General features: G+C 71.9%; 25 protein-coding genes. 4 read left to right on the top strand and 21 right to left on the bottom strand.

Annotated features, from left to right (window positions below; all coding sequences use genetic code 11):
* The first annotated feature begins 112 nt into the window (after positions 1–112).
* Positions 113–649, top strand: a complete 537-nt coding sequence (locus AOM09_RS08785; protein WP_156162308.1) for a hypothetical protein — start codon at positions 113–115, stop codon at positions 647–649.
* Here the strand turns inward: AOM09_RS08785 and AOM09_RS08790 are convergent.
* The 7 genes from AOM09_RS08790 to AOM09_RS08820 form a co-directional block, all read right to left on the bottom strand.
* The gene (locus AOM09_RS08790) at positions 627–2,882 is read right to left on the bottom strand and encodes a RelA/SpoT family protein (RefSeq protein WP_228375097.1); all 2,256 of its coding nucleotides are present in this window, start codon (positions 2,880–2,882) and stop codon (positions 627–629) included. The two genes, AOM09_RS08785 and AOM09_RS08790, sit on opposite strands and share 23 nt — an antisense overlap.
* Positions 2,883–3,013: 131 nt before the next feature.
* Entirely contained in the window at positions 3,014–4,102 is a 1,089-nt protein-coding gene (gene secF / locus AOM09_RS08795; protein ID WP_062386951.1) for a protein translocase subunit SecF, read from the bottom strand.
* A complete protein-coding gene (gene secD / locus AOM09_RS08800) occupies positions 4,099–5,928 on the bottom strand; it encodes a protein translocase subunit SecD (protein WP_062386954.1) in 1,830 nt (609 codons plus the stop codon). Before secD ends, secF begins: the two co-directional genes overlap by 4 nt.
* An 83-nt stretch (positions 5,929–6,011) precedes the next feature.
* Positions 6,012–7,055 (bottom strand): Holliday junction branch migration DNA helicase RuvB, encoded by a 1,044-nt coding sequence (gene ruvB, locus AOM09_RS08805; protein ID WP_062386957.1) that lies wholly within the window; start codon positions 7,053–7,055, stop codon positions 6,012–6,014.
* On the bottom strand, positions 7,048–7,638 hold the full coding sequence (gene ruvA / locus AOM09_RS08810; protein WP_062386960.1) for a Holliday junction branch migration protein RuvA: 591 nt from the start codon (positions 7,636–7,638) through the stop codon (positions 7,048–7,050). The genes ruvB and ruvA overlap by 8 nt, the downstream gene beginning before the upstream one ends.
* A gap of 59 nt (positions 7,639–7,697) precedes the next feature.
* Positions 7,698–8,252, bottom strand: coding sequence for a crossover junction endodeoxyribonuclease RuvC (ruvC, locus tag AOM09_RS08815; RefSeq protein WP_062386963.1), 555 nt, complete (start codon positions 8,250–8,252; stop codon positions 7,698–7,700).
* A gap of 23 nt (positions 8,253–8,275) precedes the next feature.
* Entirely contained in the window at positions 8,276–9,031 is a 756-nt protein-coding gene (locus AOM09_RS08820) for a YebC/PmpR family DNA-binding transcriptional regulator (protein ID WP_062386966.1), read from the bottom strand.
* A gap of 98 nt (positions 9,032–9,129) precedes the next feature.
* On the opposite strand from AOM09_RS08820, the gene AOM09_RS08825 reads away from it, so the two are divergent.
* Positions 9,130–9,465 carry a hypothetical protein gene (locus AOM09_RS08825; protein WP_062386968.1) on the top strand — a complete coding sequence of 112 codons (336 nt, stop codon included), beginning with the start codon at positions 9,130–9,132 and terminating at the stop codon, positions 9,463–9,465.
* A gap of 137 nt (positions 9,466–9,602) precedes the next feature.
* On the opposite strand, the gene pdxT is transcribed toward AOM09_RS08825, so the two are convergent.
* From pdxT to AOM09_RS08895, 14 genes are all read right to left on the bottom strand, one after another.
* Positions 9,603–10,202 carry a pyridoxal 5'-phosphate synthase glutaminase subunit PdxT gene (pdxT, locus tag AOM09_RS08830; protein WP_062386971.1) on the bottom strand — a complete coding sequence of 200 codons (600 nt, stop codon included), beginning with the start codon at positions 10,200–10,202 and terminating at the stop codon, positions 9,603–9,605.
* A complete protein-coding gene (locus AOM09_RS08835) occupies positions 10,199–10,720 on the bottom strand; it encodes an NUDIX hydrolase (protein WP_062386974.1) in 522 nt (173 codons plus the stop codon). The genes pdxT and AOM09_RS08835 overlap by 4 nt, the downstream gene beginning before the upstream one ends.
* A 22-nt stretch (positions 10,721–10,742) precedes the next feature.
* On the bottom strand, positions 10,743–11,651 hold the full coding sequence (gene pdxS / locus AOM09_RS08840; RefSeq protein WP_062386977.1) for a pyridoxal 5'-phosphate synthase lyase subunit PdxS: 909 nt from the start codon (positions 11,649–11,651) through the stop codon (positions 10,743–10,745).
* Positions 11,648–12,802 (bottom strand): glycosyltransferase family 4 protein, encoded by a 1,155-nt coding sequence (locus tag AOM09_RS08845; protein WP_062386980.1) that lies wholly within the window; start codon positions 12,800–12,802, stop codon positions 11,648–11,650. The genes pdxS and AOM09_RS08845 overlap by 4 nt, the downstream gene beginning before the upstream one ends.
* Positions 12,799–13,695: a phosphatidylinositol mannoside acyltransferase gene (locus tag AOM09_RS08850; protein ID WP_062386983.1), complete on the bottom strand. Its 897-nt coding sequence runs from the start codon at positions 13,693–13,695 to the stop codon at positions 12,799–12,801. The genes AOM09_RS08845 and AOM09_RS08850 overlap by 4 nt, the downstream gene beginning before the upstream one ends.
* Positions 13,692–14,348, bottom strand: coding sequence for a phosphatidylinositol phosphate synthase (pgsA, locus tag AOM09_RS08855; RefSeq protein WP_062386986.1), 657 nt, complete (start codon positions 14,346–14,348; stop codon positions 13,692–13,694). Before pgsA ends, AOM09_RS08850 begins: the two co-directional genes overlap by 4 nt.
* Positions 14,349–14,864 (bottom strand): HIT family protein, encoded by a 516-nt coding sequence (locus AOM09_RS08860; protein ID WP_062387056.1) that lies wholly within the window; start codon positions 14,862–14,864, stop codon positions 14,349–14,351.
* A gap of 29 nt (positions 14,865–14,893) precedes the next feature.
* On the bottom strand, positions 14,894–16,885 hold the full coding sequence (gene thrS / locus AOM09_RS08865; RefSeq protein WP_062386989.1) for a threonine--tRNA ligase: 1,992 nt from the start codon (positions 16,883–16,885) through the stop codon (positions 14,894–14,896).
* Between the two features lie 123 nt (positions 16,886–17,008).
* Complete coding sequence (locus AOM09_RS08870) at positions 17,009–17,824, bottom strand: alpha/beta fold hydrolase (RefSeq protein ID WP_062386992.1); 816 nt, start codon at positions 17,822–17,824, stop codon at positions 17,009–17,011.
* Positions 17,825–17,848: 24 nt separating this feature from the next.
* On the bottom strand, positions 17,849–18,667 hold the full coding sequence (locus AOM09_RS08875) for an alpha/beta hydrolase (protein ID WP_062386995.1): 819 nt from the start codon (positions 18,665–18,667) through the stop codon (positions 17,849–17,851).
* Between the two features lie 26 nt (positions 18,668–18,693).
* Positions 18,694–19,518, bottom strand: a complete 825-nt coding sequence (locus AOM09_RS08880) for an alpha/beta fold hydrolase (protein WP_062386997.1) — start codon at positions 19,516–19,518, stop codon at positions 18,694–18,696.
* A 101-nt stretch (positions 19,519–19,619) separates the two neighbouring features.
* Positions 19,620–22,364 carry a helix-turn-helix transcriptional regulator gene (locus tag AOM09_RS08885; RefSeq protein ID WP_062387001.1) on the bottom strand — a complete coding sequence of 915 codons (2,745 nt, stop codon included), beginning with the start codon at positions 22,362–22,364 and terminating at the stop codon, positions 19,620–19,622.
* Positions 22,365–22,403: 39 nt separating this feature from the next.
* The gene (locus tag AOM09_RS08890; RefSeq protein ID WP_062387059.1) at positions 22,404–23,918 is read right to left on the bottom strand and encodes a deoxyguanosinetriphosphate triphosphohydrolase family protein; all 1,515 of its coding nucleotides are present in this window, start codon (positions 23,916–23,918) and stop codon (positions 22,404–22,406) included.
* Positions 23,919–24,050: 132 nt separating this feature from the next.
* Positions 24,051–24,596 carry a 2'-5' RNA ligase family protein gene (locus AOM09_RS08895; protein WP_062387004.1) on the bottom strand — a complete coding sequence of 182 codons (546 nt, stop codon included), beginning with the start codon at positions 24,594–24,596 and terminating at the stop codon, positions 24,051–24,053.
* A 147-nt stretch (positions 24,597–24,743) separates the two neighbouring features.
* Between AOM09_RS08895 and AOM09_RS08900 the strand changes: the two genes are divergently transcribed.
* Together AOM09_RS08900 and AOM09_RS08905 are read left to right on the top strand one after the other, a co-directional pair.
* The gene (locus AOM09_RS08900; RefSeq protein ID WP_062387007.1) at positions 24,744–25,682 is read left to right on the top strand and encodes a DUF4349 domain-containing protein; all 939 of its coding nucleotides are present in this window, start codon (positions 24,744–24,746) and stop codon (positions 25,680–25,682) included.
* A 282-nt stretch (positions 25,683–25,964) separates the two neighbouring features.
* Entirely contained in the window at positions 25,965–26,918 is a 954-nt protein-coding gene (locus tag AOM09_RS08905; protein ID WP_062387010.1) for a hypothetical protein, read from the top strand.
* Positions 26,919–26,978: the final 60 nt, after the last annotated feature.

Raw genomic sequence — 26,978 nt, forward strand, 5'->3', positions numbered from 1 at the left:
CGTGCTCCGGGAGGCCCCGTCGTCGATCGCGATGACGGGGCCTCCCGCGCATCCGGGGCACTCCGTCCACACCCCTCTCGCCCCGACGGCGCGCGTGGGCGACGCTGGGCGGGTGATCCTGCTGCGCGCGACGGACCTCGGCCCCCTCGCCTTCGCCCGCGCCGTGCGCGAGGGAGCCCTGGTCCCCGTCGCCGACGGCGCCGCCCGGCCGCCGGACGTCCCCGACTCGCCCGGCCTGCGGGCGCTCGCCGCGGCGCCGCGTGTGCCGGGGTGGAGCGTGCTCAGCGGAAGCGCCGCGCTGTGGGTCCACGGATGGCGGGACCGGCCGCCGCCGACCTGGCACGCGGTGGGGCCTCGCGGGCAGCAGCGCCCGCGCCGGTGCCTCGTCGCGCTCCACTCGGGCGTCACGGCGGCCGTGCCGGACCGCATCGGCCCCCTCCGCGTCGCTCCCCCGGCCCGCGCGTGCGTCGATGCGCTGCGCTGGGAGCCGCCCCGGCCCGCCCTCGCGGCGGTCCTGGCCGCGCTGCGGGACGGGCGCCTGACCGCGGACGAGCTGCGCGCCGCGTTCGCCTCCGACTCACGCCTGGGAGACGGCTACCCCCGCCTCGCGTCCCTGGTGGACGCGGTCACGGCCGCTTCGCGCCCGTGACCCTCCGGGCGTCGTAGACCCCGTCGATGCGGCGCACGGCGCTCAGGATCGCACCGAGGTGCGACGGATCGGCCATCTCGAACTGGAAGCTCGACATCGCGACCCGCTCGCGCGTGGTCGATACGTTCGCCGAGAGGATGTTGACGTGGTGGTCCGAGAGGACCTGCGTGACGTCCGACAGCAGGCGGTTGCGGTCGAGCGCCTCGACCTCGATCTGCACCAGGAAGGTGCCCGCGTTCTGCCCGGTCCACTCGACGTCGATGAGGCGCTCGTTCTGGGCGCGCAGCTGCGCGAGGTTCTCGCAGTCCGCGCGGTGGACGGAGACGCCCGAGCCGCGGGTGACGAAGCCCTGGATCGGGTCGCCCGGCACCGGCGTGCAGCAGCGCGCGAGTTTGACCACCACGTCGGTGAGGCCGTGGACCGCGACGCCGGGGTCGCCCCGCCGGGACGAGGTCCGTTGGGCCGGCAGGCCGGGACGCGTGATCTCGGTGAGGTCCTCGTCGGCGCCCTCCTGGCCGCCCACGGCCTCGACCATGCGGGTGACCACGTCCGCCGCCTGCTCCTTGTGCTCGCCGATGGCGGCGTAGAGCGAGTCGACGTCCTCGTAGTGCATCTCCTTCGCAAGGGCGAGGAGGGTCGGGCGCGACATGAGGCGCTGCATCGGGAGCTGCTGACGGCGGATCGCGCGCGCGAGCATGTCGCGTCCGGTCTCGATGGACTCCTCGCGCCGCTCGCGCGTGAACCACTGGCGGATCTTGTTGCGCGCGCGCGTCGACTGCACGAACTCGAGCCAGTCACGCTTGGGATGCGCGTTCTCGTCGGAGGTGGTGAGCACCTCGACGGTGTCGCCGTTCTCGAGCGAGGAGTCGAGCGGCACCAGCCGGCCGTTGACCTTGGCGCCGATGGTCTTGTGGCCCACCTCGGTGTGGACCGCGTAGGCGAAGTCGACCGGGGTCGCGCCCTGCGGCAGCGACAGCAGCTTCCCGCGCGGCGTGAACACGTAGACCTCGGCGCGCGAGATCTCGCCGCGCAGGCTGTCGAGGAACTCGGTCGGGTCCGCCGTCTCCTGCTGCCAGTCGGCGATCTGCCGCAGCCACCCCATGTCGCCTTGGCCGCCCTGGGACTGCTCGCCGGTCTTGGCGTTCTCCTTGTAGCGCCAGTGCGCCGCAAGGCCGTACTCGGCGCGGCGGTGCATGTCGTACGTGCGGATCTGCAGCTCGACCGGCTTGCCCGTCGGACCGATCACGGTGGTGTGGAGCGACTGGTACAGGTTGAACTTGGGCATCGCGATGTAGTCCTTGAACCGGCCCGGGACGGGCTGGTACCGGGCATGCATCGCGCCGAGGACCGCGTAGCAGTCGCGCACCGTCTCCACCAGGATCCGGATGCCGACCAGGTCGTAGATGTCGTTGAGGTCGCGACCGCGCACGATCATCTTCTGATAGACCGAGTAGTAGTGCTTAGGGCGGCCGGTGATCTCGGCCTTGATGCGCATCCCGCGCAGGTCCTTCTCGATCTCGGCGCGCACCTGGGCGAGGTACTTCTCGCGCTCCGGCGCGCGATCGGTGACCACGTCGACGATCTCCTGGTAGATCTTCGGGTACAGCGTCTGGAAGCTGAGATCCTCGAGCTCCCACTTGATCGCGTTGAGACCCATGCGGTGCGCAAGCGGCGCGTAGATCTCGAGCGTCTCCTGCGCCTTCTTGCGAGCGGACTCGGGCGCCACGTACTTCCACGTGCGCGCGTTGTGCAGACGGTCGCACAGCTTGAGGAGCAGGACGCGGATGTCCTTCGCCATCGCGACCACCATCTTGCGGACCGTCTCGGCCTGCGCGGCGTCGCCGTACTTGACCTTGTCCAGCTTGGTGACGCCGTCGACGATCATCGCGACCTCGCCGCCGAACTCCGCCTCCATGCGCTCGAGCGGGTAGTCCGTGTCCTCCACCACGTCGTGCAGCAGCGCGGCGGCGATGACCGAGTCGGGCATCCCCAGGTCGGCGATGATCTGGGCGACCGCGATCGGGTGCGTGATGTACGGCTCGCCGCTCTTGCGCTTCTGCTCGCGGTGCGCCTCCTCGGCGACCTTGTACGCCCGCTCGATGAGCCCGGTGCGGCCACGCGGGTACATGCGCCGGTAGGTGTCGAGCACGCCGTCGATCGCGCTGGCCTCGCGGCTCCCCCGCCGGAGGAAGCCGAGCCCGAGCGTTCCGGTCGAGGGACGGGTCTCGGTCACACGCACCTCCAGGGCAGGTAGACCGACAGTCTATCCGCGTGCGGGCCGCGCGAATGCTCTCCCTGGTAAAGCCGAGGGGGACGATGCGCGACGGCCGGTCGCGCATCGTCCCCCCGCACGGGTGGGCCGGGTCAGCCCTTGCGCTTCCTCCGCTTGGGCTGCGCGGCGGCGCCCTGGTGGCTGCCCTTGTTGACGGCACCCACGCGAACGTCGCCGTCCTCCGAGATGGCGACGTCGGTCTGGCCGGACGCGCGCAGCTCGAGCACCTTCGCGGTGTGCGTGGCGATGCGCTCCTCGCGGTCGCGCAGCGCGACCTCGACGGGGGTCGCGACGAAGATCGACGAGTACGTGCCGACCGCCATGCCGACGAACAGCGCGAGCGAGATGTCCATGAGGGTGCCCGCGCCCAGCAGGAACGACCCGATGAAGAGGATCGCGCTCACCGGCAGCAGCGCGACGACGGACGTGTTGATCGAGCGGACCAGGGTCTGGTTGAGACCGAGGTTCGCGAGCTCGTCGTACGTGTAGCGGTGCTGCGACGTGAGGTTCGCGGTGTTCTCGCGGACCTTGTCGAAGACCACCACCGTGTCGTACAGCGAGTAGCCCAGGATCGTGAGGAAGCCGATGACCGACGCCGGCGTCACCTCGATGCCGGTGGCCGCGTACACGCCCACGGTGATGATGAGGTCGTGCGCCAGCGCCACGAGCGCGGCGGCCGACATGCGCCACGCGCGGAAGTACAGCGCCATCACGATCGACACGAGGATGAGGAAGACCACGAGCGACTGCACCGCCGCCTTGCCCACCGACGCGCCCCACGTGGGACCGATCTGCGTGAAGCTGACGTGGTCCTCGGGGACGTCGTACGCGTCCGCCAGGTCGGAGGTGATCTCGCGCGCGGTCTCCGAGGGGATCACGCCGATCTGGATGCGGACGTCGTTCTCGCCCAGGATGGTCACGCGCGCGGTCTCGCCGGGCGCGAGCTCCTCGACCACCGCGCGAGCCTCCTCGGGCTCGGTGATCGCGGTGTCGGTGACGCGGAACTCGGTGCCGCCCGTGAAGTCGATGCCCGCGTTGAGGCCCTTGGTGAAGAGCAGCAGCAGCGACAGCGCGACGAGCACGCCCGAGACGATGAACCAGCGCTTGCGCTGCTGGACGATCGGGTAGGTCTTCTCACCCGAGTGGAGCTTGTTGCCCCACTGCGCCAGGTTGAGCTTCATCGGTTCTCCTCCCCCGCGGGGTTGGCGTCGTCACCGGTGGCGGCGGCCGCTGCCGCGGCCTTGCGCTCGGCGAGGGTCGGCTGGTCCGTGCGGACGATGCGACCGCGGCCCTTGTACATCGTGTCGCGGCCGAGCTGGCGCGGGTCGAGCCCCGACCACGGGTGGCCGCTCGAGAAGAACCGCATCTTGCCCAGCAGCATGAGCACAGGGTGCGTGAACATGAAGACGACGAGGATGTCGACGAGCGTGGTGAGGCCCAGCGTGAACGCGAAGCCGCGCACGCCGCCGACCGCGAGGATGTACAGCACCACGGCGGCGAGGATGTTGATCGCATCCGAGGCCAGGATGGTGCGGCGCGCGCGACGCCAGCCGTGGTCGATCGCGGCCTGGAGGCTGCGACCCTCGCGGAGCTCGTCGCGGACGCGCTCGAAGTAGACGATGAACGAGTCGGCCGTGACGCCGATCGCGACGATGAGGCCCGCGACACCCGCGAGGGACAGGCGGTACCCGATGGTCCACGAGAGCAACGCGATCAGCACGTAGGTGATGCCGCCCGCGAGGATGAGCGAGCCGACGGTCACCAGGCCGAGCGCGCGGTACTGGATGAGCGAGTAGATCACCACGAGCACGAGGCCGATGAGGCCCGCGATGAGGCCCTTCTGGAGCTGGTCGGCGCCGAGCGTCGCGGAGATCTGCTGCTCCGACTGCACCTCGAGGGTCATGGGCAGCGCGCCGAACTTCAGCTGGTTCGCGAGCTGCGCCGCGCTCTCCTGCGTGAAGGAGCCGGTGATCGAGGCCTGGCCACCCGTGATGGTGGTCGACACCGCGGGCGCCGAGATCACGACGCCGTCGAGGACCATCGCGAACTGGTCGCGCGGGGACTCGAGGTCCTTGATCCGGCCGGTGATGTCCGCGAACGTGTCGCCGCCCTCGTTGGTGAGGTCGAGGCGGACCTCGTAGCGGCCGGTGAGCGAGCCCTGCGAGTTGTACTCAGGGCCGGAGGTCGCGGTGGCGACGTCGGTGCCGTCCATCTCGACGGGGCCGACGATGTACTTGGCCACGCCAGTCTCGTCGCAGACCACGTCGGCCTTGGCCGGGTCGCCGGGGGTGACGCCCGAGAGGTTCTCGGCCTTGGTGCAGTCGAGCGCGTCGTACTTGGCCTGGACGTCCTCGGTGATCCAGTCGAGCGAGGAGGCGTCGGTGCCCTCGGCGGGCTCGGCAGTCGCGTCGGCGGAGGCGCTCGCGTCGGCGCTCGGCTCGGCGGAGGCGGACGCGGAGGCGCTGGGCTCGGCGGAGGTCTCGGTCGAGCTGTCCTCCGCCGCCTCGGCGGTCTCGGAGGCGCTGGGCTCGGCCGACGGCTCGGCGGTGGCCTCGGCGGAGGCCGACGCGGACGCGCTGGGCTCCGCGCTCGCCTCGTCCGTGGTGACCGGCGCGGGGGTCCCGACGTAGAGCACGGGGCGGAACTGCAGCTGCGCGCTCTGGGTCACCAGGGCGACGGTCTCCTCGGACGGGTTGCCGGGCAGCGCGACCACGATGTTCTGGCCCTGCGTGCTGATCTCGGCCTCGGCCACGCCGGAGCCGTCGATGCGGCGCCGGATGATGTCGACCGCCTGGTCGAGATCGGCCTGATCGATGGTGTCGTCGCTGCCCTCCGCGAGGACGGGCGTGAGGACGATCTCACGTCCGCCCGCGAGGTCGAGCGCGAGGTTCGGCGTCCACGCCGCCCCTCCGGTCACGACCCCGACGGCCAGCAGTCCATACAGGCCGACGACGATCGCGCCCAGCCAGGTGAGCGCACGACGCGCCTCGTTCTTCACACGTGCCACAGGTTTCCTCACGGTCTCGGCTCGCTTGAGCCCCGAGTGATTCTAGGGGTGGGCGAGCCGGGTCGCGAAATGCCGCGCCCGTGTCAGTCGAAGAGCCGCGACCCCGTCTCGCCGCCGATGGCGTCCGCGGGCGGCATGAGGCCCAGGTGGATCCACGCATCGGCGGTCGCGATCCGGCCCCGCGGCGTGCGGCTCATGAGCCCCTCGCGGACCAGGAACGGCTCGGCGACGGTCTCGACCGTCTCGGTCTCCTCCCCCACGGTCACCGCGAGCGTCGACAGCCCGACGGGGCCGCCGGCGAAGCGGGTGCACAACGCCTTGAGGACGGCGCGGTCGAGGCGGTCCAGACCGCGCTCGTCGACCTCGTACACCGCCAGCGCCTCGCGCGCCGCCTCCATGTTCGCGCGGCCGTCGCCGTGCACCTGCGCCCAGTCGCGCACCCGGCGCAGCAGGCGGTTCGCGATGCGGGGCGTGCCGCGCGAGCGCGAGGCGATCTCGTGCGCAGCGTCGTGGGAGATCGACACGCCGAGCCGTCCCGCGGAGCGCACGACGATGGCCTTGAGCTCGTCGTCCTCGTAGAAGTCGAGGTGCCCGGTGAAGCCGAAGCGGTCGCGCAGCGGGGCGGGCAGCAGCCCCGCGCGCGTGGTCGCGCCGACCACGGTGAAGGGCGGCAGGCTCAGCGGGATCGACGTGGCGCCCGCGCCCTTGCCCACCACGACGTCGACGCGGAAGTCCTCCATCGCGAGGTACAGCATCTCCTCGGCGGGTCGCGCGAGGCGGTGGATCTCGTCGAGGAACAGCACGTCGCCCTCGTCGAGCGAGGACAGGATCGCGGCGAGGTCGCCCGCGTGCTGGATCGCCGGGCCGGAGGTCAGCCGCAGCGTCGAGCCCAGCTCCTGGGCGATGATCATCGCCAGCGTGGTCTTGCCCAGCCCGGGCGGTCCCGACAGCAGCACGTGGTCGGGCGGCGTCCCGCGGCCGGTGGCGGCGTTGAGCACGAGCGAGAGCTGCTCGCGCACGACGCGCTGGCCGACGAACTCGTCGAGGTTCGACGGCCGCAGCGCCGCCTCGTTCGACCGCTCGATCGCGTCGGCATCGGCGTCGACCACGCGCGCCTCGTCATCCACGCGTGCCTCCCAGGTGCTTGAGCGCGGCCCTCAGGGTCGCACCCGTCTCGGACGCCGTCACCGCCTCGGCCGCGACGGCGTCGACGGCGGCCTGCGCCTGCTTGGCGGGATAGCCGAGCCCCACGAGGGCCTCGACCACCTCCCCACGTGCGTCGGCCGCGGGGGCGCCCGGCGCATCGTCCGGCAGGACCAGCTTGCCGCCGAGCTCGAGCAGGAGTCGCGACGCGACCTTGGGCCCGATGCCCGGCACCTTGGTGAGCGCCTTCTGGTCGCCGGCGGCGACGGCCCCGGCGAGCGCCTCGGGGGAATGGACCGCGAGCATCGCGAGGGCGAGCTTCGCGCCGACGCCCTGGACGCTCTGGAGCTGCTCGAAGGTGTCGCGCTCCCCCGCCGTGAGGAAGCCGAACAGCGTCATCGAGTCCTCGCGCACCACCATGTGGGTGTGCAGCGTGGCGTCGAGGCCTGTGCGCAGCTCGGCGAGCGCCGCGGGCGTCGCAAGGACGCGGTACCCGACGCCCGCGACATCCAGGACCAGCGCCGTCGCGCCCGCATGAGCGACGGTTCCCCTGAGCTGTGCGATCACGCGCCTCCCCTTTCGAACACCTGTGCGAACAGGCTAGCCGATGGGTGCGACGCTGAGGCTCAACCGCGCCGCCGCGCCGCCTTCTCCGCCTCGGCCCACCGCCGCTGCGCGGGCGTGGTCGCCGCCGAGCCCGTCGGGGCCGCACCGCCCTTCCACGCGTGCGCGATCGCGATGGCGAGGGCATCCGCGGCATCCGCGGGCCGGGGTGCCTCCTCGAGGCCAAGCAGGCGCGTCACCATGAACGTCACCTGCGCCTTGTCGGCGCGGCCGTTGCCGGTGACGGCGGCCTTCACCTCGGAGGGCGTGTAGAGGCTCAGCGGGAGGCCGCGGCGTTCCGCCGCGAGCATGATGACGCCCGACACCTGGGCCGTGCCCATGATGGTCGACACGTCGGAGCGCGCGAAGATGCGCTCCATCGCGACGGCCTCGGGCCGGTGCTCGTCGAGCATGGCCTCGAGGACCGTCGCGATCTGAGCGAGACGCGCGGGCGTCTCGTGGCTGGACGGGGAGGTGGCGACGCGGACGTCGAGCATGGTCACCCGGCGCGCCGCGCCGGACTCGACCACGCCGAGGCCGCACCTGGTGAGGCCGGGGTCGACCCCCAGGATGCGCATCGTCCCCCGCCGCCGGTCGACCGTCAGGCCTGGGCGGCCTCGAGGACCTCGTCGGACGCGTCGAAGTTCGCCCACACGTTCTGGACGTCGTCGGAGTCCTCGAGGGCGTCGATGAGGCGCAGCATCTTGCGGGCGCCGTCGACGTCGAGCTCGATCTTCATCGACGGGAGGAAGGTGGCCTCCGCGCTCTCGTAGTCGATGCCGGACTCCTGCAGCGCGGTGCGGACCGCGACGAAGTCGGTCGCCTCGGAGATGATCTCGAACACCTCGCCGAGGTCGTTGATCTCCTCCGCGCCCGCCTCGAGGGTGGCCTCCATGAGCGCGTCCTCGGTGGCGCCGCCCTCCTTGGACACGATCACCTGACCCTTGCGCGAGAACAGGTAGGACACCGAGCCCGGGTCCGCGAGCGTGCCGTTGTTGCGGGTGAGGCCGATGCGGACCTCGGTGGCCGCGCGGTTCTTGTTGTCCGTGAGGCACTCGATGAGGACCGCGACGCCGTTGGGGCCGTAGCCCTCGTACATGATGGTCTCGTAGTTGGCGCCGCCGGCCTCGAGGCCCGAGCCGCGCTTGACGGCGCGGTCGATGTTGTCGTTCGGGACGGACGACTTCTTCGCCTTCTGCACCGCGTCGAACAGGGTCGGGTTGCCCGCCAGGTCGCCGCCGCCGGTGCGCGCCGCGACCTCGATGTTCTTGATGAGCTTGGCGAACAGCTTGCCGCGCTTGGCGTCGATCGCGGCCTTCTTGTGCTTGGTCGTCGCCCACTTGGAATGCCCGGACACGTGTGCTCCTCGTCGAATGTCGGTCTGGAATCCCGTCCAGTGTAGTGCGTGGGAGAGAGGACGATGCGGCGGCGGGCCGGGCGCGCTAGCGTCGGGCCATGATGCTGCCGCGCGCGATTCTCCTGGTCGGGTCCCTGCTGGTCCTCGCCGGGTGCGCGGCATCCGAGCCGACCGAGGTGCGGGGACCTGTGCCGATCGTGGGCTGGTCGAACGGCGGCGACGTGCAGATCGTCGACATCGACACCTGCAACGGCGACCCGGTGGCCGAGGTGGTCGAGACGGACACCACGGTGACCATCACGGTGACCTCGACCAAGCGCGACCCCGGCGACGCCTGCCTGGACAACCTTGAGGTGGAGCTCGACTCCGACCTGGGTGACCGTCACGTGATCGACGGCGTCACCGGCGAGGAGCCGCCCGGCATCGAGGGCTGAGCGGGCGCCCGCTCGGCCGGCCCCGTGCGCGCTACGAGGTGCTCAGTGCCCGAAATCGCCCCGAACGGGCAGTCAGCACCTCACAGCGCGCGGGGAACGCGGGGAACGCGGGGAGCGCGGGAGCAGAGCGACGGAGCTCAGACCAGGTCGAGCAGCAGGCGGTGGACGCGGTCGTCGTGAACGGCGCCCGGCTCAGCGATCTCGGGGTGGAAGCTGGTCGCGATCGCGTTGCCGTGGCGCACCGCCACCGGGTGGCGCGAGCCTTCGGGCCCCTCGACCGTGGCAAGGACCTCGACCGCCGGGTCCCAGGACTCGACCCACGGCGCTCGGATGAACGTCGCGTGCATGACCGAGCCGTCCGGCTCCCAGGTCAGCTCGGTCTCGGCGGAGTCGACCTGGCGGCCGAAGGCGTTGCGTCGCACCGTCATGGGGATCGCGGCCAGGCTCTGCTGGTCGTGGATGCCGCCCACCAGGTCGGTGGCGAGCATGATCATCCCCGCGCACGAGCCCATCACGGGCATCCCCGCGTGGATCCGGTCGCGCAGCGGCTCGAACAGGCCGAACGCCCGCAGCAGCTTGTCGATGGTGGTCGACTCCCCGCCGGGGATGATGAGCGCGTCGACGGCCTCGAGCTCGGACAGGCGGCGCACGCCCACCGCGGTCGCGCCCACGCGCGTGGCCGCGGCCAGGTGCTCGCGCACGTCTCCTTGCAGCGCCAGCACACCGACGGTGCTCATTCGTCCACCTCTCCCAGGTCTCGCGTGACGCCGTCCCACTCGAGGAACCACGTCCAGCTCTCGCGCAGCGGCGCGGGGAACACCTCGATGGGCGCCTCGCGCAGCTCGCGCTCGGTGAGCCAGGCCACCTCGTCGATGGTCTCCAGCTCGATGTCGGTCCACGCCGCCTCGGCCTGAGCACGGGCCACGGCGTGGGAGTGCAGCCCGACGAAGATCTCCTCGAACTGCGTGTACGGCCTCGACGCGAAGTCGAAGACCGCGGTGCGCCTCCACACGGGTCCGACCAGCTCGTCGGCGAGGAGGACGTGCCCCGTCTCCTCGGCGAGCTCACGGACCGCTGCGGCGCGCATCGTCTCCCCGTCTTCGAGGCCGCCCCCCGGCGTGAACCAGAAGTAGCGGCCCGGGTCGTGAGGATCGTGCCCCCGCACCATGAGCAGGCGCCGCTCGGCACCCTCGTGGGACACGAGCAGCACGCGGGCGCCGCGGCGGTGGATGCGATCCCCCGACGCGGCGCCCATACGTGCGGTGCTCAGACCTGGCTTACCAGCCGCGCTCGGCGAGGCGGTGCGGCTCGGGGACCTCTTCGACGTTGATGCCGACCATGGCCTCGCCCAGGCCGCGCGACACCTCGGCGATGACCGACGGGTCGTCGTAGAACGTGGTGGCCTTGACGATGGCCGCCGCGCGCTGCGCGGGGTTGCCCGACTTGAAGATGCCCGAGCCGACGAACACGCCCTCGGCGCCCAGCTGCATCATCATCGCGGCGTCCGCCGGGGTGGCGATGCCGCCCGCGGTGAAGAGCACGACGGGCAGCTTGCCGGTCTTCGCGATCTCCTGGACCAGCGGCAGCGGCGCCTGGAGCTCCTTGGCCGCGACGTACAGCTCGTCCTCGGGCAGCGCGGTGAGCGCCTTGATCTCCGCGCGGATCTTGCGCATGTGCGTGGTCGCGTTCGAGACGTCGCCGGTGCCGGCCTCGCCCTTCGAGCGGATCATGGCCGCGCCCTCGGAGATGCGACGCAGCGCCTCGCCCAGGTTGGTCGCGCCGCAGACGAAAGGAACGGTGTAGTTCCACTTGTCGATGTGGTGCGTGTAGTCGGCCGGGGTGAGGACCTCGGACTCGTCGATGTAGTCGACGCCCAGGCTCTCGAGCACCTGCGCCTCGACGAAGTGCCCGATGCGCGCCTTGGCCATCACGGGGATGGACACGGTCTCGATGATGCCCTGGATCATGTCGGGGTCGCTCATACGCGACACGCCGCCCTGCGCGCGGATGTCGGCAGGCACGCGCTCGAGGGCCATGACGGCGACGGCGCCGGCGTCCTCGGCGATCTTCGCCTGCTCGGGGGTGACCACGTCCATGATGACGCCGCCCTTGAGCATCTCGGCCATGCCGCGCTTCACAAGGTCGGTTCCTACCTGGGGCTTCGTGGTCTCGTCGGTGGTGCTCATGGCGATGTGACGTCCTTCGTCGGATGGGGATGGAACTCGGCGTCCATCCTAATGGCGTCGCGATACGTCTCCTCGACACGCGGCGCGACATTGGACCAGTCGAACGCGGACGCGCACTCGCGTCCGCGCGAGGCGAGGGCTGCCCGGGCCTCCGGATCGTCGAGCAGCGTGTTCACGGCCGTGGCGAGCGCGGCGGAGTCCCCCACCGCGTGGTGGGCGGCGGCATGGCCGCCGTCGGCCATGGTCGAGACGTCCATGAAGGCCTGCAGGTCGGAGGCGACCACGGCCGCGCCGGCAGCCATCGCCTCGACCAGGACGATGCCGAAGCTCTCGCCGCCCAGGTTGGGCGCGCAGTAGATGTCGACCGAGGCCATGAAGCTGGCCTTCTGGTCCTCGTCGAGCTCGCCGACCACCTCGGCCCCCGCGCGCGCCGCCTTCGCCGCGATGTGGTCGGGGAAGCGCCCCGCGATCAGGAACCGCGCATGCGGGTGGCGTGCCCGCACGGCCGGGATCGCCTCGAGCAGCGTGGCAAGCCCCTTGCGAGGCTCGTCCAGGCGGCCCAGGATGCCGATGGTCGGCGCCCCCTCGCGCCCCTGCCACCGCGGATCCGGCCGCGCCTCGACGTATCGCGACGTGTCGACGCCGTTGGGGATGATGTGCGTGGCCTCGACGCGCAGGTGGTCGCGGATGGTCGCCGCGGCCGAGGGGGACACGGCGATGCGCGCGTCCAGCTCCTCGTAGCCGGGCTTGATCCAGGGCTTCCCCAGCCGCATGGCGGCCGACTCGGACTGCGACGAGTGGAAGGTGGCGACGGTGGGGCCGATGCGCGCCCACATGGCGATCACGCTGAGCGACGGCGCGCCGGGCTCGTGGAGGTGGACCACGTCGAAGTGGCCGAGCTTGAGCCACTCCCGCACCCGGGCGGCGGCGACCAGGCCGAAGGTGAGCCGCGCGGTCGAGCCGTTGTAGCGGATCGGCACCGAGCGCCCCGCGCTCGACACGTAGGCCGGCACGGGGGTGTCCTCCGCGGCGGGAGCGAGGACCGAGACGTCGTGCCCGCGCGCCATGAGCGCCTTCGCGAGATCGAGCACGTGGAGCTGGACCCCGCCGGGTCGGTCGAGCGAGTAGGGGCAGACGATGCCGATCCTCAACTCTCGCTCTCCGTCCATCCGAAACGCTGGAGCATGTGCCAGTCCTCGGGGTGGTCCTCGATGGCCTCGCCCATGAACTGTACCCAGCCGCGTGTGAGGTGCTCGACGCGGCTCTCCGCCGGCGCATCGTCCGGCTCGAGGATCGCCCCGAAGCGCAGCACCACCCCCCACCGGGAGCGGGCCGCCCAGCGTCCGCGGCCGTGAAGCCGCTCGTAGTGGACGTGCACGGGGATGAGCGCGGCGCCGATCGCGGCCGACAGCGCCGCGGGGCCAGGCGCAACCTTGACGCCGTGGCCCCACATGTCGACCTCGAGCCCGGTGCCGGACAGGTCGCGGTCGGCGAGCAGGCAGATGAGGCCGCCGTCGCGCTTGCCGATGCGGATGAGCTCGCGGAAGGTGGAGCCGCCCTCGTGGCCGAGGATCCGCATGCCGACCTTCTCGCGCAACGCCACGAACTCGTCGAACACCTCGCGCGGCTTGAGCACCTCGGCGACGGAGACCACGCCGAGGATGTGCCGGCACGCGTAGGCGCCCACGAGGTCCCAGTTCCCGGAGTGCGACAGCGCGAGCACGGCGCGCCCGTCGCCCTGGATGCGGGCGACGGCCCCGTGCGGGTCCTCCACGCGCACGCGGGCATCGATGGTGGCGCCGGTCATGCGGCCGAGCTCGAAGGTCTCGGCGTAGTAGCGCGCGGCCGAGGCCATGCCGCGACGCGACAGCGCGCGCAGCTCGCGGCCCTCGAGGCCGGTGACGCGGTGCAGGTTGTCCTCGAGGCGGCGGGCAGGCTTGGCGTGGCGGGCCCACTGCGCCGTGAAGCCGGCCCACATGAGCGCGCGGGTGAGCGAACGAGGCGCGTACCGCGAGGCGCGGAACGCGAACAGGAGCCCGTTCATTCGTGCGGGTACGGCTGCGGGTCGTCGAGGCGGGCGTTCCACTCGGGGTGGCGCCGCGCGTGCGCGACGACGGCGCCGATGCGCTGGCCGACGGTGATCGCGGCGAGGATGGTGAGGATCCACAGCGCCGCGGTCAGCACCCACAGCGGGAACAGGCCCAGCCCGTAGAAGCCCGTCGCGACCAGGGAGATCACCAGGCGGTCGGACCGCTCGGCGAGGCCGAAGTTCGCGGCGACGCCGATGCCCTCCGCCTTGGCACGCGCGTACGGCACGAGCGAGCCGATCGCGAGGCACAGCAGCGCGGCCAGCGCGGTCGACCTGTCGATGTCGATGAACACCCACGCGAGCGTGCCGAAGATCGCCGCGTCCGCCACGCGGTCCAATGTCGAGTCGAGGAAGGCGCCGAGCCGCGAGCTCTTGCCTCCCAGGCGGGCCATGGTGCCGTCGAGCATGTCGGTCACCACGAAGACCGTGATGAAGAGCACGCCCCAGAACAGCCAGATCCCGCCGTGCGGGAAGAACAGCACCGCGCCGAGCACGACGCCCACGGTGCCGAGCACCGTCATGACGTTGGGGTGGATCCCCCGGGCGAGCAGGAAGCGCGCGGGCGCCTGCCACAGGGCGGCCATGTACGGCCGGAGCCTGCCGAGCATCTAGTGGTCCTCTCTCCAGGCGTCGCTGACGCGCCGCCACGTGTCGTCGAGCAGCTGGGGCACGGCCTTCGTCCGCCCGATGATCGGCAGGAAGTTGGTGTCGCCCTCCCAGCGAGGGACGATGTGCTGGTGCAGGTGGGCGGCGATGCCGGCACCTCCCGCGTCCCCCTGGTTGATGCCGATGTTGTACCCCTGCGGGGCGCTCACATGCGCGAGCACGCGCATGGCGCGCTGCGTCAGCGCCGCCATCTCGTCCCGCTCCGCCTCGGTGCACTCGGTGTACCAGGCGATGTGACGGTACGGGCACACCATGAGGTGCCCGGGGTTGTACGGGTAGAGGTTGAGCACGACATAGCAGTGCTCGCCGCGGTGCACCACGAGCGCCTCACGGTCGCCCTCCTCGACCTTGCGGCAGAACGGGCAGCCGGACGGCGCATCGGCGGGCTTGTCGCCCGTGATGTACGCCATGCGGTGCGGGGTCCACAGGCGTTCGAGCCCGTCGGGCTCCCCCGCCATGGTTCCCGCGTCCACCCGGTCGGGCACGGTCAGACCTGCGCCTTGGTGCGGACGGCCTCGACGATGCGGCGGACCGCCTCGTCGACCGGCACCTGGTTGTCCTGGCTGCCGTCGCGGTAGCGGAACGAGACGGCACCCGCGTCCGCGTCGTCGCCGCCGGCGATGAGCACGAACGGCACCTTCTCCTTGGAGGCGGTGCGGATCTTCTTGGGGAAGCGCTCGTCGGAGTCGTCGAGCTCGACGCGGACGCCCTCGGCCTTCAGCTTCGCGCACACCTCGGCGAGGTAGTCGTTGAAGGGCTCGGCGACGGGGATCGCGCGGACCTGCACCGGCGCGAGCCACACGGGGAACTGGCCCGCGTAGTGCTCGGTGAGGATCGCGAAGAAGCGCTCGATCGAGCCGAACAGCGCGCGGTGGATCATCACGGGACGCTGGCGCGAGCCGTCGGACGCGGTGTACTCGAGCTCGAAGCGCTCGGGCAGGTTGAAGTCGAGCTGGATGGTCGACATCTGCCACGTGCGGCCGATCGCGTCGCGCGTCTGCACGGAGATCTTGGGGCCGTAGAACGCGGCGCCGCCCGGGTCCGGGACCAGCTCGAGGCCCGAGGCCACGGCGACCTCGCGCAGCGTCTCGGTCGCCTCCTTCCACACCTCGTCGGAGCCCACGAACTTCTCAGGGTTCTTGGTGGACAGCTCGAGGTAGAAGTCCTCGAGGCCGTAGTCCTTGAGCAGGCCGAGGACGAACTCGAGGGTCTTGGTGAGCTCGTCCTTCATCTGCTCGCGGGTGCAGTAGATGTGGGCGTCGTCCTGCGTGAAGCCGCGGGCGCGGGTCATGCCGTGGACCACGCCCGACTTCTCGTAGCGGTACACGGTGCCGAACTCGAAAAGGCGCAACGGCAGCTCGCGGTACGAGCGGCCGCGCGAGTCGAACACGAGGTTGTGCATCGGGCAGTTCATGGGCTTGAGGTAGTAGTCCTGGCCCTGCTTGGTGACGTTGCCGTCCGCGTCGCGCTCCTCGTCGAGGTGCATCGCGGGGTACATGCCGTCCTTGTACCAGTCGAGGTGACCCGACACCTCGAACAGCTTCCCCTTGGTCGCGTGGGGCGTGTAGACGAACTCGTAGCCCTCCTCGATGTGGCGGCGGCGCGAGTACTCCTCCATCTCCATGCGGACGATGCCGCCCTTGGGGTGGAAGACCGCGAGGCCCGACCCGATCGCGTCGGGGAAGGAGAACAGGTCCATCTCGGCGCCCAGCTTGCGGTGGTCGCGGCGCTCGGCCTCGGCGAGGCGCTCCTTGTACGCCGTGAGCTCCTCCTTGGTGGGCCACGCGGTGCCGTAGACGCGCTGCAGCTGGGGGTTCTTCTCCGAGCCCTTCCAGTACGCCGCGGCGGAGCGCATGAGCGACCAGCCGTTCTGGAGCACGCGGGTCGACGGCACGTGCGGGCCGCGGCAGAGGTCGCCCCAGGCGCGCTCGCCGTTCCGGCGCACGTTGTCGTAGATGGTGATGTCACCCTCGCCGATCTCGACCGACGCACCCTCGGCACCGTCGGTGTCGTGCGTGAGCAGCTCGCACTTGTACGGCTCGTGGGACAGCTCCGCGAGCGCCTCCTCGCGCGTCACCTCGCGACGCACGAACAGCTGCCCCTCCTTGACGATGCGCTGCATCTGCTTCTCGAGGGCCTTGAGGTCCTCGGGGGTGAAGGGGGTCTCGACGTCGAAGTCGTAGTAGAAGCCGTTCTCGATGGGCGGGCCCACGCCGAGCTTCGCGTCGGGGTTGACCTGCTGAACCGCCTGCGCGAGCACGTGCGCGGTCGAGTGGCGCAGCACCATGAGCCCGTCGGGGTCGGAGACCGGCACCGCCTCCACGGTGGCGCCGGACGGGACCTCGCGCGCGAGATCCCACAGGGCGCCGTCGACGCGCATGACCACCACGTCCTTGCGGTCGGCGAACAGGTCGGTGCCCGTCGTGCCCGCCTCGAGCTCTCGCTCGACGCCGTCGATGGTCGCATTCACGCTGGGCACAGGGTCACTCCTCGGACGTTCGGTTGTACGGGACGATGCTACCGAGCCGCGGGTGCTCGAGTCGCCGCGCGCACGGAAGAGCCGGGCGCATCGTCACGATGCGCCCGGCTCCTGGCGGCGGCGCTAGCGGGCCGCGGACTCGATGAGCCGCACCACCGCGCCGGGGTGGCTGATCATCGGTACGTGCGACGACGCGACCTCCACCGTGGTCGCTCCCGCACGCTCAGCCATCGCCCGCTCGGCCACCGGCGGGATGATGCGGTCGTCGCGCGCGACCATGTACCAGCTCGGGATGGTCTCCCACGCGGCCTCGGTCGCCGGCAGCCCCAGCGAGGCGAGCGCTGCCGGGCGCTGCATCGCCGCCATCGTCTCGGCGAGCCTGCGAGGGACGTCCTGCGCGAAGAGCCGCGGGAACCAGGCGGGGTCGATGGTGGCATCGGCGTCGCCCTCGGCCGCACCGGGGAACGGGCGGAGGTCGATGTGCGAGAGCAGGTCGTTGCTCCCGCCGTTGAGGGCGCTCGCCTCGGCGACGGACTCCCCCGCGGCCAGCGCGAAGGCCGCGATGTACACGAGCGACTTCACATCGGGATCGGTCGCGCCGGCCTGGGTGATGACGGCGCCGCCGTAGGAGTGGCCGACCAGCACGATCGGGCCGTCGATGGTGGTGAGGAACGAGGCGAGGTACGCGCCGTCATGCTCGACCCCGCGCAAGGGGTTGGAGAACGCGACCACCGGGTACCCGTCCTTGGCGAGTCGGGTCTGGACGTCGGCCCAGCCGCTCGAGTCGGCGAAGGCGCCGTGGACGAGGACGATCGTGGGCTTGGGCTCGGTCGCGGGGCGATGGCCGGCGGTCGCCGCCGAGGCGGCTCCACCGACGGCGAGCGCGATGCCGACAGCGAACGCGGCAAGCGCCGCGAGGCGACGGGGCGAGCGGTTCATGGGGGTGTCCTTCCCTGGTGGCGTTCAGGCGGCGAGCGGGGCTCGGCGCGCGTGCTCCGTGGCCCAGCCGAGGGCGAGGTCCGCGACGGCCTCCCAGCCCGGCGCGCCGCACGTCCAGTGGTCGCGGCCGGGCAGCTCGCGGTAGTCGGTCACCGCCGGCGACCGGCGCCAATGCTTGGCGTTCGACCTGTTCACGGCTGGCGGCATGATGTGGTCCTTCTCCCCCGCGATGAACAGCAGGGGCGCGCGATCGACGCTGTAGTCGACCCACGTCTCCTGGTGCCCGGGGCGCCAGTTGGCGAGCAGGCCGTAGGCCCAGACCCAGTTGCCGGGCGCGGCGATCGCGTAGCGCTCCCACACCCGGTCCGACTCCTCGCGGCTGAGGGTGTTGGTGAAGGCGTAGTGCCACTCCGCCTGGGTGAAGCCGACGGCGCGGTGGAAGTTCGCCGGGTTCTTCAGCGCGGGGAAGAGCGAACGCGCCTGCGACGGAGGCGTGACGCGGATCCCCTCGGGAGGGGCGGAGCCGATCGCGACCCCGGCTGCCCCGAGGCCCTTCGCGAGCAGGAGCTGCGTGAGCATGCCGCCGAAGGAGTGGCCCATGAGGATCGGGGCCGTCGGGAGCGCCTCGATCACGGTCGCGAGGTGCGCCACGGTCTCGGGGACCGATGCGCCGGCGATCGCCGAGTCGTCGGCCCGCATGGCCTCGACCTCGTCGAAGCCCGGATACGTCGGGGTGAGGACGCGATAGCCCTGCGCCTCGTAGCGGGCCTTCCAGCCCTCCCAGCTGCGGGGAGTGACCCAGAGGCCGTGGATGAGCACGATGGTGTCGGGGACTGTGGACATGGCGGTGTCCTTCTCGTGGGGTGGGTTCAGGAGTCGATGAACGCGAGCAGGTCCGCGTGGAGCCGATCGCGATCGGTGTCGGGGAGCCCGTGCGGGCGGCCCTCGTAGACCACGAGCGTCCCGTCCGGCACCAGCGCGGCGGTCAGCCGTCCGCTGATGTCGATCGGCACGATCTGGTCGTCGTCACCGTGGATCACCAGCACGGGCACGTCGATGCCCGGGAGGTCCCCCCGGAAGTCGGTGGCCGAGAACGCCGCGATGCATTCGTACGCGTTCCTCGTGCCCGAGGCAAGCCCCTGCAGCCAGAAGGCGTCGCGCGTGCCCTGGGGCACGTCGCCCGCGCGGTTGTTCCCGAAGAACGGCCCGTCGGCGAGGTCGCGGTACAGCTGGGAGCGGTTGGACGCCTCTCCGGCACGGATGCCGTCGAAGACCTCGAGGGGCAGCCCGCCCGGGTTGTCGTCGGCGCGGACCATGAGCGGCGGAACAGCGCCGACGAGCACCGCGCGGGACACCCGCGCGGTGCCGTGCCGCGCGAGGTAGCGGACCACCTCGCCCCCGCCTGTCGAGTGGCCCACGAGCGTCAGGTCGGTGAGGTCGAGGTGGTCGATGAGGCACGCGAGGTCATCGGCGTACGTGTCCATCTCGTTGCCGTCCCAGGTCTGGCTCGACCGCCCGTGCCCCCGGCGGTCGTGAGCGATGGCGCGGTGACCGTTCATGGCGAGGAACAAGGCGGTCGCCTCCCACGCATCGGCGTTGAGCGGCCATCCATGGCTGAGCAGCACCGGCGAGCCGCCGCCGCCCCAGTCCTTGTAGAAGATCTGCGTCCCGTCGTCCGTGGTGACGAATGGCATCTCGGCCTCCCTGGTGCGTTCCCTCGGCCAGCCTGCGCCCAGCACGCTGGCGCCCGCACCACGCATCGCTCGTAGTCCGTCGGCGGCCCGCGCCCGCCCGCCTACGCGCCGCCGAAGCGGTCGGCCAGCTGGCGGCGCGACGTCACGCCGAGCTTCCGGAACACCTTGCGCAGGTGGTAGTCGACCGTGTTGGCGCTGATGAAGAGCGCCGCGCCGATCTCGGCGTTGGTAGCGCCGCGGGCCGCCAGCCTGCTCACCTGGAGCTCCTGTGCGGAGAGCAGCTGCTCCGGTCCGGCGTCCGGCACGCCTGCGGACCTGTCCCCGATCGCCGCGAGCTCGCGCCGGGCACGGTCCGCGAAAGCGGTCGCTCCGACCTCGACGAATCCCGCGTGCGCGGCGCGCAGCGCCAGACGCGCATCGTTCCGCCGTCGGCTGCGGCGGAGCCACTCGCCGTACAGCAGCTGACCCCGAGCGCGGTCGCCGACGTCTCCCTCGGCGCCGAGCAGCGCAAGGGACTCCTGATGGAGACCCTCCGCCCGGTCCGCGTCGGCCAGCAGCGCCTCGCCGCGCAGCACCATCGCCCGGAGCCACGCGCCGTCCGCGGCCGCCGCCGCGGCGGACAGGCGGTCCACGGTCTCGCGTGCCGCGGTGGTGTTGCCGCTGCGCACGGCGGCCTCGACCAGCTCGGGGAGCTGGTGGTGGCTCGACTGGAGGTAGGGCGCCCCTGTGAGCGGGCGGAGCCGGTCGTACGCGAGCGCGTACTCCCCCGCCGCGATCTCCTGGATCGCGATCGCCGCCTCGGCCATGCGTGCGACCCCGCCGAAGCCTGCCTCCCGCATCCCGTGGGCGAGCTGCCCGGCCGCACCCGCCGGCAGACCCTGCCACACGAGCAGCGCGGCGTTCACCGTCTGCTCGTCGGCGTAGCCGAGCGAGCGGCGCAGCTCGAGCGACTCGTCGATGTAGGCGGCCGCCCGCTTCGGGTGGGTCCGCGTCAGCTCGACGGCGCTGAGCACCCACAGGACGGCGTCGAGCACCCTCAGCGCGCCTCGGTCGCGGCAGACGCGCGCGACGCGCAGGAGCAGCGCGACGGCAGCTTCGAAGTCGAACAGCCCCACGGTCGGCACCACGACGAAGAAGGCGAAGTCCGCGATCTCCTCGTCCGGAAGGGCCTCCAGCATGCTGACGCACTCCCGCAGCGCCGTCGCGGCCGTCGCGTAGTCGTCGAGCGCGAAGGCCGCGGCGGCGCGCAGCGCCGTGGCACGATGCCCCGGTACCGCGTCCGCGGCCTCCCGCATCCGCGCCGCCAGCCGGGCGAGCGGCCAGCCGCGAGCGCCCTCCTCGGTGCTCAACGCCGAGTTGAGCGCCTCGAGCAGGGCCGCCTGCTCGCGTGCGGGCGCCACGCCATGGAACTCGTCCGCCGCGGCGACGAACGTGGCGACCACCTCGCCCATGCGTGAGACGTCCGCGAGGTACACCGTGCAGAACGCCTCGACCATGCGCAGGCGTCCGCGCGTCTCGGCGTCGAGCACGCCGGGGTCGACCGTCCCGATCAGCTGGCGGGCGAGAAGGCCCGCGCCGGCCCCGATCGCGGCCTCCGCCGCCGCCACGAGCCGGCGCGCGCCCGCCGCCGGGTCCGGCGAGAGCTCGGCGGCGCGTGCGAGCAGGTGCGCGCGAGACGTGAGGCCGCCTCGTGCCCCGGTGGCGTCGGCGACGCGTTCGAGCACCGCGGCGACGTCCTCGTCCGGCCCGGCGACCGCGGCCGCGGCGTGCTGCGCGGCCACGGCGGCGAGCCCTCGCTCGCGCGCGGCGTCGCGGAGGGCGGCGTGGACCTCACGCCGCTCCGCATCGGACGCGAGACCGTACATGGCGGACCTGACCAGGGGGTGTCGAAAGCGGATGGCTCCGCGGACCTCGACCAGGCGTGCGTGCTCGGCGGGGGTCGAGGCGTCGGGTGGCAGCGCGAGCGAGGCCGCCGCGGCACGCACCATCGCGATGTCGCCTGTGGACTCCGCGGCGGCCACCATCAGCCACCGGCGGCCGTCGGCCGGCAGGCCTGCGGCGACCGCCGTGTAATGCGCCTCGAGCCGCGGACCGAGCGGCACGGGCGCGGCGTCGTGGGTGGCCGCGGTGAGCTCCTCGGCGGACCACCGGGCGCCGAGCTCCGCGAGCGCCAGCGGATTGCCGCCGGTACGCTCGACCACCTCGGCCACCACCCCCGGCTCGAGCTCTCCCTCCACGGTCCCGCGCAGCAGGGCCGCCGCAGCGTGGCCCGCCAGCCCGCCGAGCTCGAGGCGCGGCACTCCCGCGAGCGCGCGCATCGTCTCCTCGTCGTCGCGCGCGGCGAGGACGAGCCCGACGGCCTCGGCAGCAAGACGGCGGGCGACGAAGCCCAGGACCTCCACCGTCTCCCTATCGAGGAGGTGCGCATCGTCCACCACGCACACCGTCGGCAACTCGTCACCGGACCGCGCCAGCGCCGCCAGGACGCCGAGTCCCACGAGCGCCCGCTCCGGCGGCGCTCCCGCGGCCTCGCCCAGCGCGATGCGCAGCGCGTCACGCTGCGCCGGCATGATCTGCTCGATGTACGGGGCGAGGTCCCGACCCAGCCGCTGGAGACCGGAGTACGCCAGCTCCGACTCGACGGCGAAACCCGTGACCGCGAGGATCCGCACCGAGCCGGCACCGTGGAGCACGGTCTCGAGCAGCGTGGTCTTCCCGATGCCGGGATCCCCCACGAGCGCGATGGCACCGCCGTGTCCGTTGCGCGCGCTCGCGATCAGCGTGTGGAGGCTCTCGAGCTCGTCCGCACGCCCCAGCACCTCCGGGTGAGTGTCGATGTCCCCCAAGGTAACCCGCCCCTTTTTGCAAGGGGAAGAGCGAATCGTCTAGAGCCCCTGACCGCCGTCCCACAGGCGCTCCGAGGCCCCGGAGACCAGGTTGGCGACCGACATCGCCTGCGCGTCCGTGAGCGACGCGACGTAGTCGATGATGCCGCGGCCCGTCGCGTAGCGGCGCAGCGCGGCGGTGTCCGTGGTGGCCAGGAGCTCGGGGGTCCGCTCGCGCACGCCGCGATAGTCCTCCGCCGCGAGCTCGACCAGGTCGAGCAGCCGGCGCGGGGCACGCCGCACATCGTCGTCGTCGTCGAGCCACGCGGCGAAGCTGGTGACCAGCCGCTCGATCACGCTCGCCTGGCCGCGCTGGTACACCGCGAGGTCGGGACGATGGAGCACGAAGCGCTCCTGGAGGAACTTGAGCACCGCGACGTCGTGGAACGCGGTGGCGTCGAGGCTCACGTGGCCGGAACGGATGTCCGGGTCGCGCGAGACCACGATCGAGTGCTGGAGGCGCGCGATCCAGCCGGCCATGAAGACCGCGAGTGCGCGGTCCGCGGCGAGCGAGCCGTCGTAGGGCACCGACAGGAGCCCGTCGACCACCTCGTCGGCGACGCGGGCCACCGACTCGCCGAACGCATCGTCCCCCGCGATCCACGGATCGTGGCTCACCAGCCGCCTGCGCAGCAGCTCGAGGCCGTGGCCCGGCGTGCGGCGTGCGCGGTGGAGCTCCTCGAGCGGGATGCGCGCAAGCGCGGCGCGGTCGCGGATCCACGTGCGGAACTCGGCCGAGACGGCGGCCTGGTTGAGCAGGTCCGCGCGGTAGAAGTCGTCGAGGTCGTGCAGCGAGTAGGCGATGTCGTCGGCGATGTCCATCACCGAGCACTCGACGGTCTGCTGGCGGCGCGCGATCTCGGGATACGCGCGTCGCGCGTCGAGCATGTCGTCGAGGTCGAGCGTGTATGCGGAGAACTTTCGCGCGCCCTCGCCCGCCCGGCGTGGGGCGAGGCCGCGCGGCGTGCCCGCTCCCCCGCGCCAGCCCTCGCCCTGCTCACGGGTCCAGGGGTACTTGAGCACGGCGGCGCGCACGGCCGCCGTGAGGTTGAGCCCGTAGCCGGCGCGGTCGTACTCGTCGAGCCGGGACAGGATCCGGAACGTCTGGGCGTTGCCCTCGAAGCCTTCCTCGAGCCCGAAGCGCTCGCGCGCGAGCCGGTCGAGCGTCTGCTCGCCCAGGTGCCCGAACGGCGGATGGCCCAGGTCGTGCGCGGCGGCCGCCGCCTGCACCACCACGGCGTCGCAGCCGCCTAGGTCGCGCACCAGGCCGCCCCGCTCCCCCCAGTCGCCGCTGAGCGACACCGCGATCGAGCGCGCGACCGCGGTGACCTTCACCGAGTGGGTGAGGCGGTTGTGCACCGCCAGGCCGGCTCCCGACTGCGAGATCACCTGGGTGACGGCCGACAGGCGCGAGAAGTAGGGCGAGAACCGGATGCGCTCGAGATCGACGCGGTACTCGGGGCGGTACTCCACCTGCTGGAACTCGTCGAGCTGCTCGGGTACCGCGCGAGCCACGCGAAGGTCCTGCGGCGCGGGGCCTCCCGGCGCCATCGGAACCGGGTCCGTGTCGTCGCGTGCGTCTGGCATCGGGCCTCCCGTCGGGTCTGAGGGGGACGCTAGCGAGCCGGGCGCGCGAACGCCAACCGGTCAGGTGGCGCGTCCCACGAAGGCGTGGGTAGACCGTACCGCGTAACGTGCCGCTCCCCCCGGCATGCTCGCGATGACCTGCAGCGCCGCCGCCTCCCACGGCACCGCGAGCGGCGCGTGATGCAGCGCCTGCTCGACCGCGGCGGCGCGCAGGTGATGGCTCGCGCGGGCGACGGTGAGGTGCCCCGTGAACGGGTGGCCGCGTGCGGGCAGGCCCTCGGCGGCGAGCGCCTCGTCCAGGCCCGCGGCGATGTGCGCCGCTCCCGCCACGGGGATCGCGACCACGCGCGCCGTGAACGGCACGGCCTGCGCTCCCACCAGGAGCCGCACGGGGGCGAACGATGCGGCCGCGCGGGCCGCCGCACGCGTCACCGCCGGCTCGGCGTCGGTCTCGCCGACGAACCGCAGGGTGAGGTGCCGCTCGTCGCGCGGCGTCCAGCGATCGAGCCCGGCGTCCCGCGCGCGACCGCGCATCGTCGCGCCGAGCGCCTCGTCCAGGGCGTCGTCGACCGAGTCGGGCGTCATGATCCCGATGAACAGCCTCACGCCTCACGGTACGACGACGGCGCCGCCGCCAGCGCGGGCTGCCGGCACACGCTCCCGCGCGTTCTCACATCACGCCTGGTCACGGCATGGTTGCGGAACGGTAACCAACGCTTCCGCCGCGACCGCCGTCTCCCTAGCATGAGCGCCATGACCACACGCAGCGCCGCCCGCCGGCCCCTCGTCCGTCGCGGGGCCGTCGCCGCCGCGATCCTCGCTCTGGCATGGGGGCTCGCCGCCTGCAGCTCGGGGGCGTCCGACTCGGCCGGCGAGTCCGAGCTCGGCTATGCCGGCGGCGCGGACGCCGACATGGAGCAGGCGGCCGCGGACACCGCGGCCGGCGAGCAGCCGACCGACGACGACCGCGCGATGATCGTCACCGGGGCCATGTACATGACGGTCGAGGACCCCATCGCGGCCGCCGACCATGCGAGCGACGTCGTGGAGGGCGCGGGCGGCCGCGTCGACGCCCGCAGCGAGACGGCGCCCAGCGGCTACGACGGCGGCGCGGCCTGGCTGGTGCTCCGCATCCCTGCGGACCGCCTCGATCCGGTGGTCGACGACCTGCGCGCGCTCGGCACGGTCGACGAGTTCTCGACGGACTCCGCGGACGTCACGCGACAGGTAGCCGATCTCGAGGCGCAGATCTCGACCCTCCGCGCCTCGACGGCCCGCATCGAGGGCCTGCTCGACGACGCGCAGGACATCAAGGACATCATCACGCTCGAGGATGAGCTGGACTCGCGTCAGGCCGAGCTCGAGAGCCTCGAGGCGCGCCAGCGCGGGCTCGACGACCAGGTCGCGATGTCGACCATCGAGCTGTCGCTCACCACGGAGCCCGTCGTGGTGGTCGACGACTCGCCGCAGAGCTTCTGGAGCGGCCTCGTGTCGGGCTGGAACGGGCTGACGGCGTTCCTCTCGGCGGCGCTCGTGGTGATCGGCGTGCTGCTGCCGTGGCTGGCCGCCGCGGCCGTGATCGCAGCCATCGCGCTCGCGGTGGTGCGCGCGAGGCGCGGCGCGGCCCGGGAAGCCGTCCCGGCGCCCGACGCTGTCCCGGCGCCTGACGCGCCCGCGGCCCGCGAGGACTGACGCCTCGCATCGTCCGCGGGGAAGCCGAAAGGCCGTCCGGTCATCCGGACGGCCTTTCGTCGTGGTGGGCGATACTGGGATCGAACCAGTGACCTCTTCCGTGTGAATTAGCGGAGGGGCGTTCTGAGCGGTCCCGATGGGTGCCCGTGAGTCCCGTTTCGTACGGGACTCACGGGCACTTTCGTCTTGTCCATACCGTCAAGTGACGCCGAATCGCGGGCAGTGTGCACAACGCCGTGCACAACGGCACCCGTTGTCAGACGTCGTCGCCATACTGAGCGCATGGCACCCCAGAAGCCGGACCAAGCGACCATTGCACGCCTCTCGCTCGTGAAGTACCAGCTCGAAACCGCGCGGCAGCAGGCGGGAGCTCCCGCACCGCTCGGGAACCTCGCGCTCAACACGATGCAGGACGCGGTCGAAGCTGCATTCGCTCTCGCTGCTCATCGACTCGATGTGAAGGTGTCTACGGAGCTCGACAAGACGGTCGGCGACGTCGTAGCAGCACTCGACTCACCGCAGGGCTGGCAGGGGCGCAAGGAGCGGCTGAAGACTGTCAACAAGGCTCGCGTCGGCTTCAAGCATCACGGCATCCGCGCGGAGCCCGACATCATTCTCGACTACCTCCGCGCAGCGGAAGACTCGTGCAGCGCGATTGTCCGCGAGGTCTACGACGTCGAGCTCGGCGAGCTCTCGCTGATCGTCCTCGTCACGAACGCACGGGCACGCGGCTGGCTCCAGACGTCGCGGCAGCTGCGCGATGCAGGTGAGCTGCGCCTCTCCATCGGCGACCTGAGCGCTGCCTTCGCAACGCTCGCGAAGGACGCCCGCGCAGGCGCTCCGAAGTTCTCCGTATACCCGTCGCGTCCCGCCCGGCATGGCGTTGAGCGGTTCGAGCGCGACTGGAATGGGCTCGTGAACAGCGTGCACTCGATCGCTGACTACCTACGCGTCTTCGCGATGGGGGTCGAGCCGCGAGAGTACGCGTTCTTCCGAGCACATGTCCCCGACGTCAGCTTCATCGGAAACACGGATGAACGCGAGTACCACTTCGGCATCATGAACGGTGCTGAAGAGCTCGACGACGCGATCTACGACCGGCTAGTTCGGTTCATCGTGGACACGTCCCTGCAGCTCGACGCGCGTCGCTTCCCGGTTCCGGAGCAGCGGTATGACGGCGGGTGGAGCATGTTCCGACGCATCGCGGACGACATCACGCCGCCAGAAGAGCGCTGACGCCCCACCGCGAGAGGAACACGGCGGGGCGTCAGCAGCCCGCTACGAGGACAGCGCGAC

This window comes from Demequina iriomotensis (assembly GCF_000971395.1).
Lineage (GTDB): Bacteria > Actinomycetota > Actinomycetes > Actinomycetales > Demequinaceae > Demequina > Demequina iriomotensis.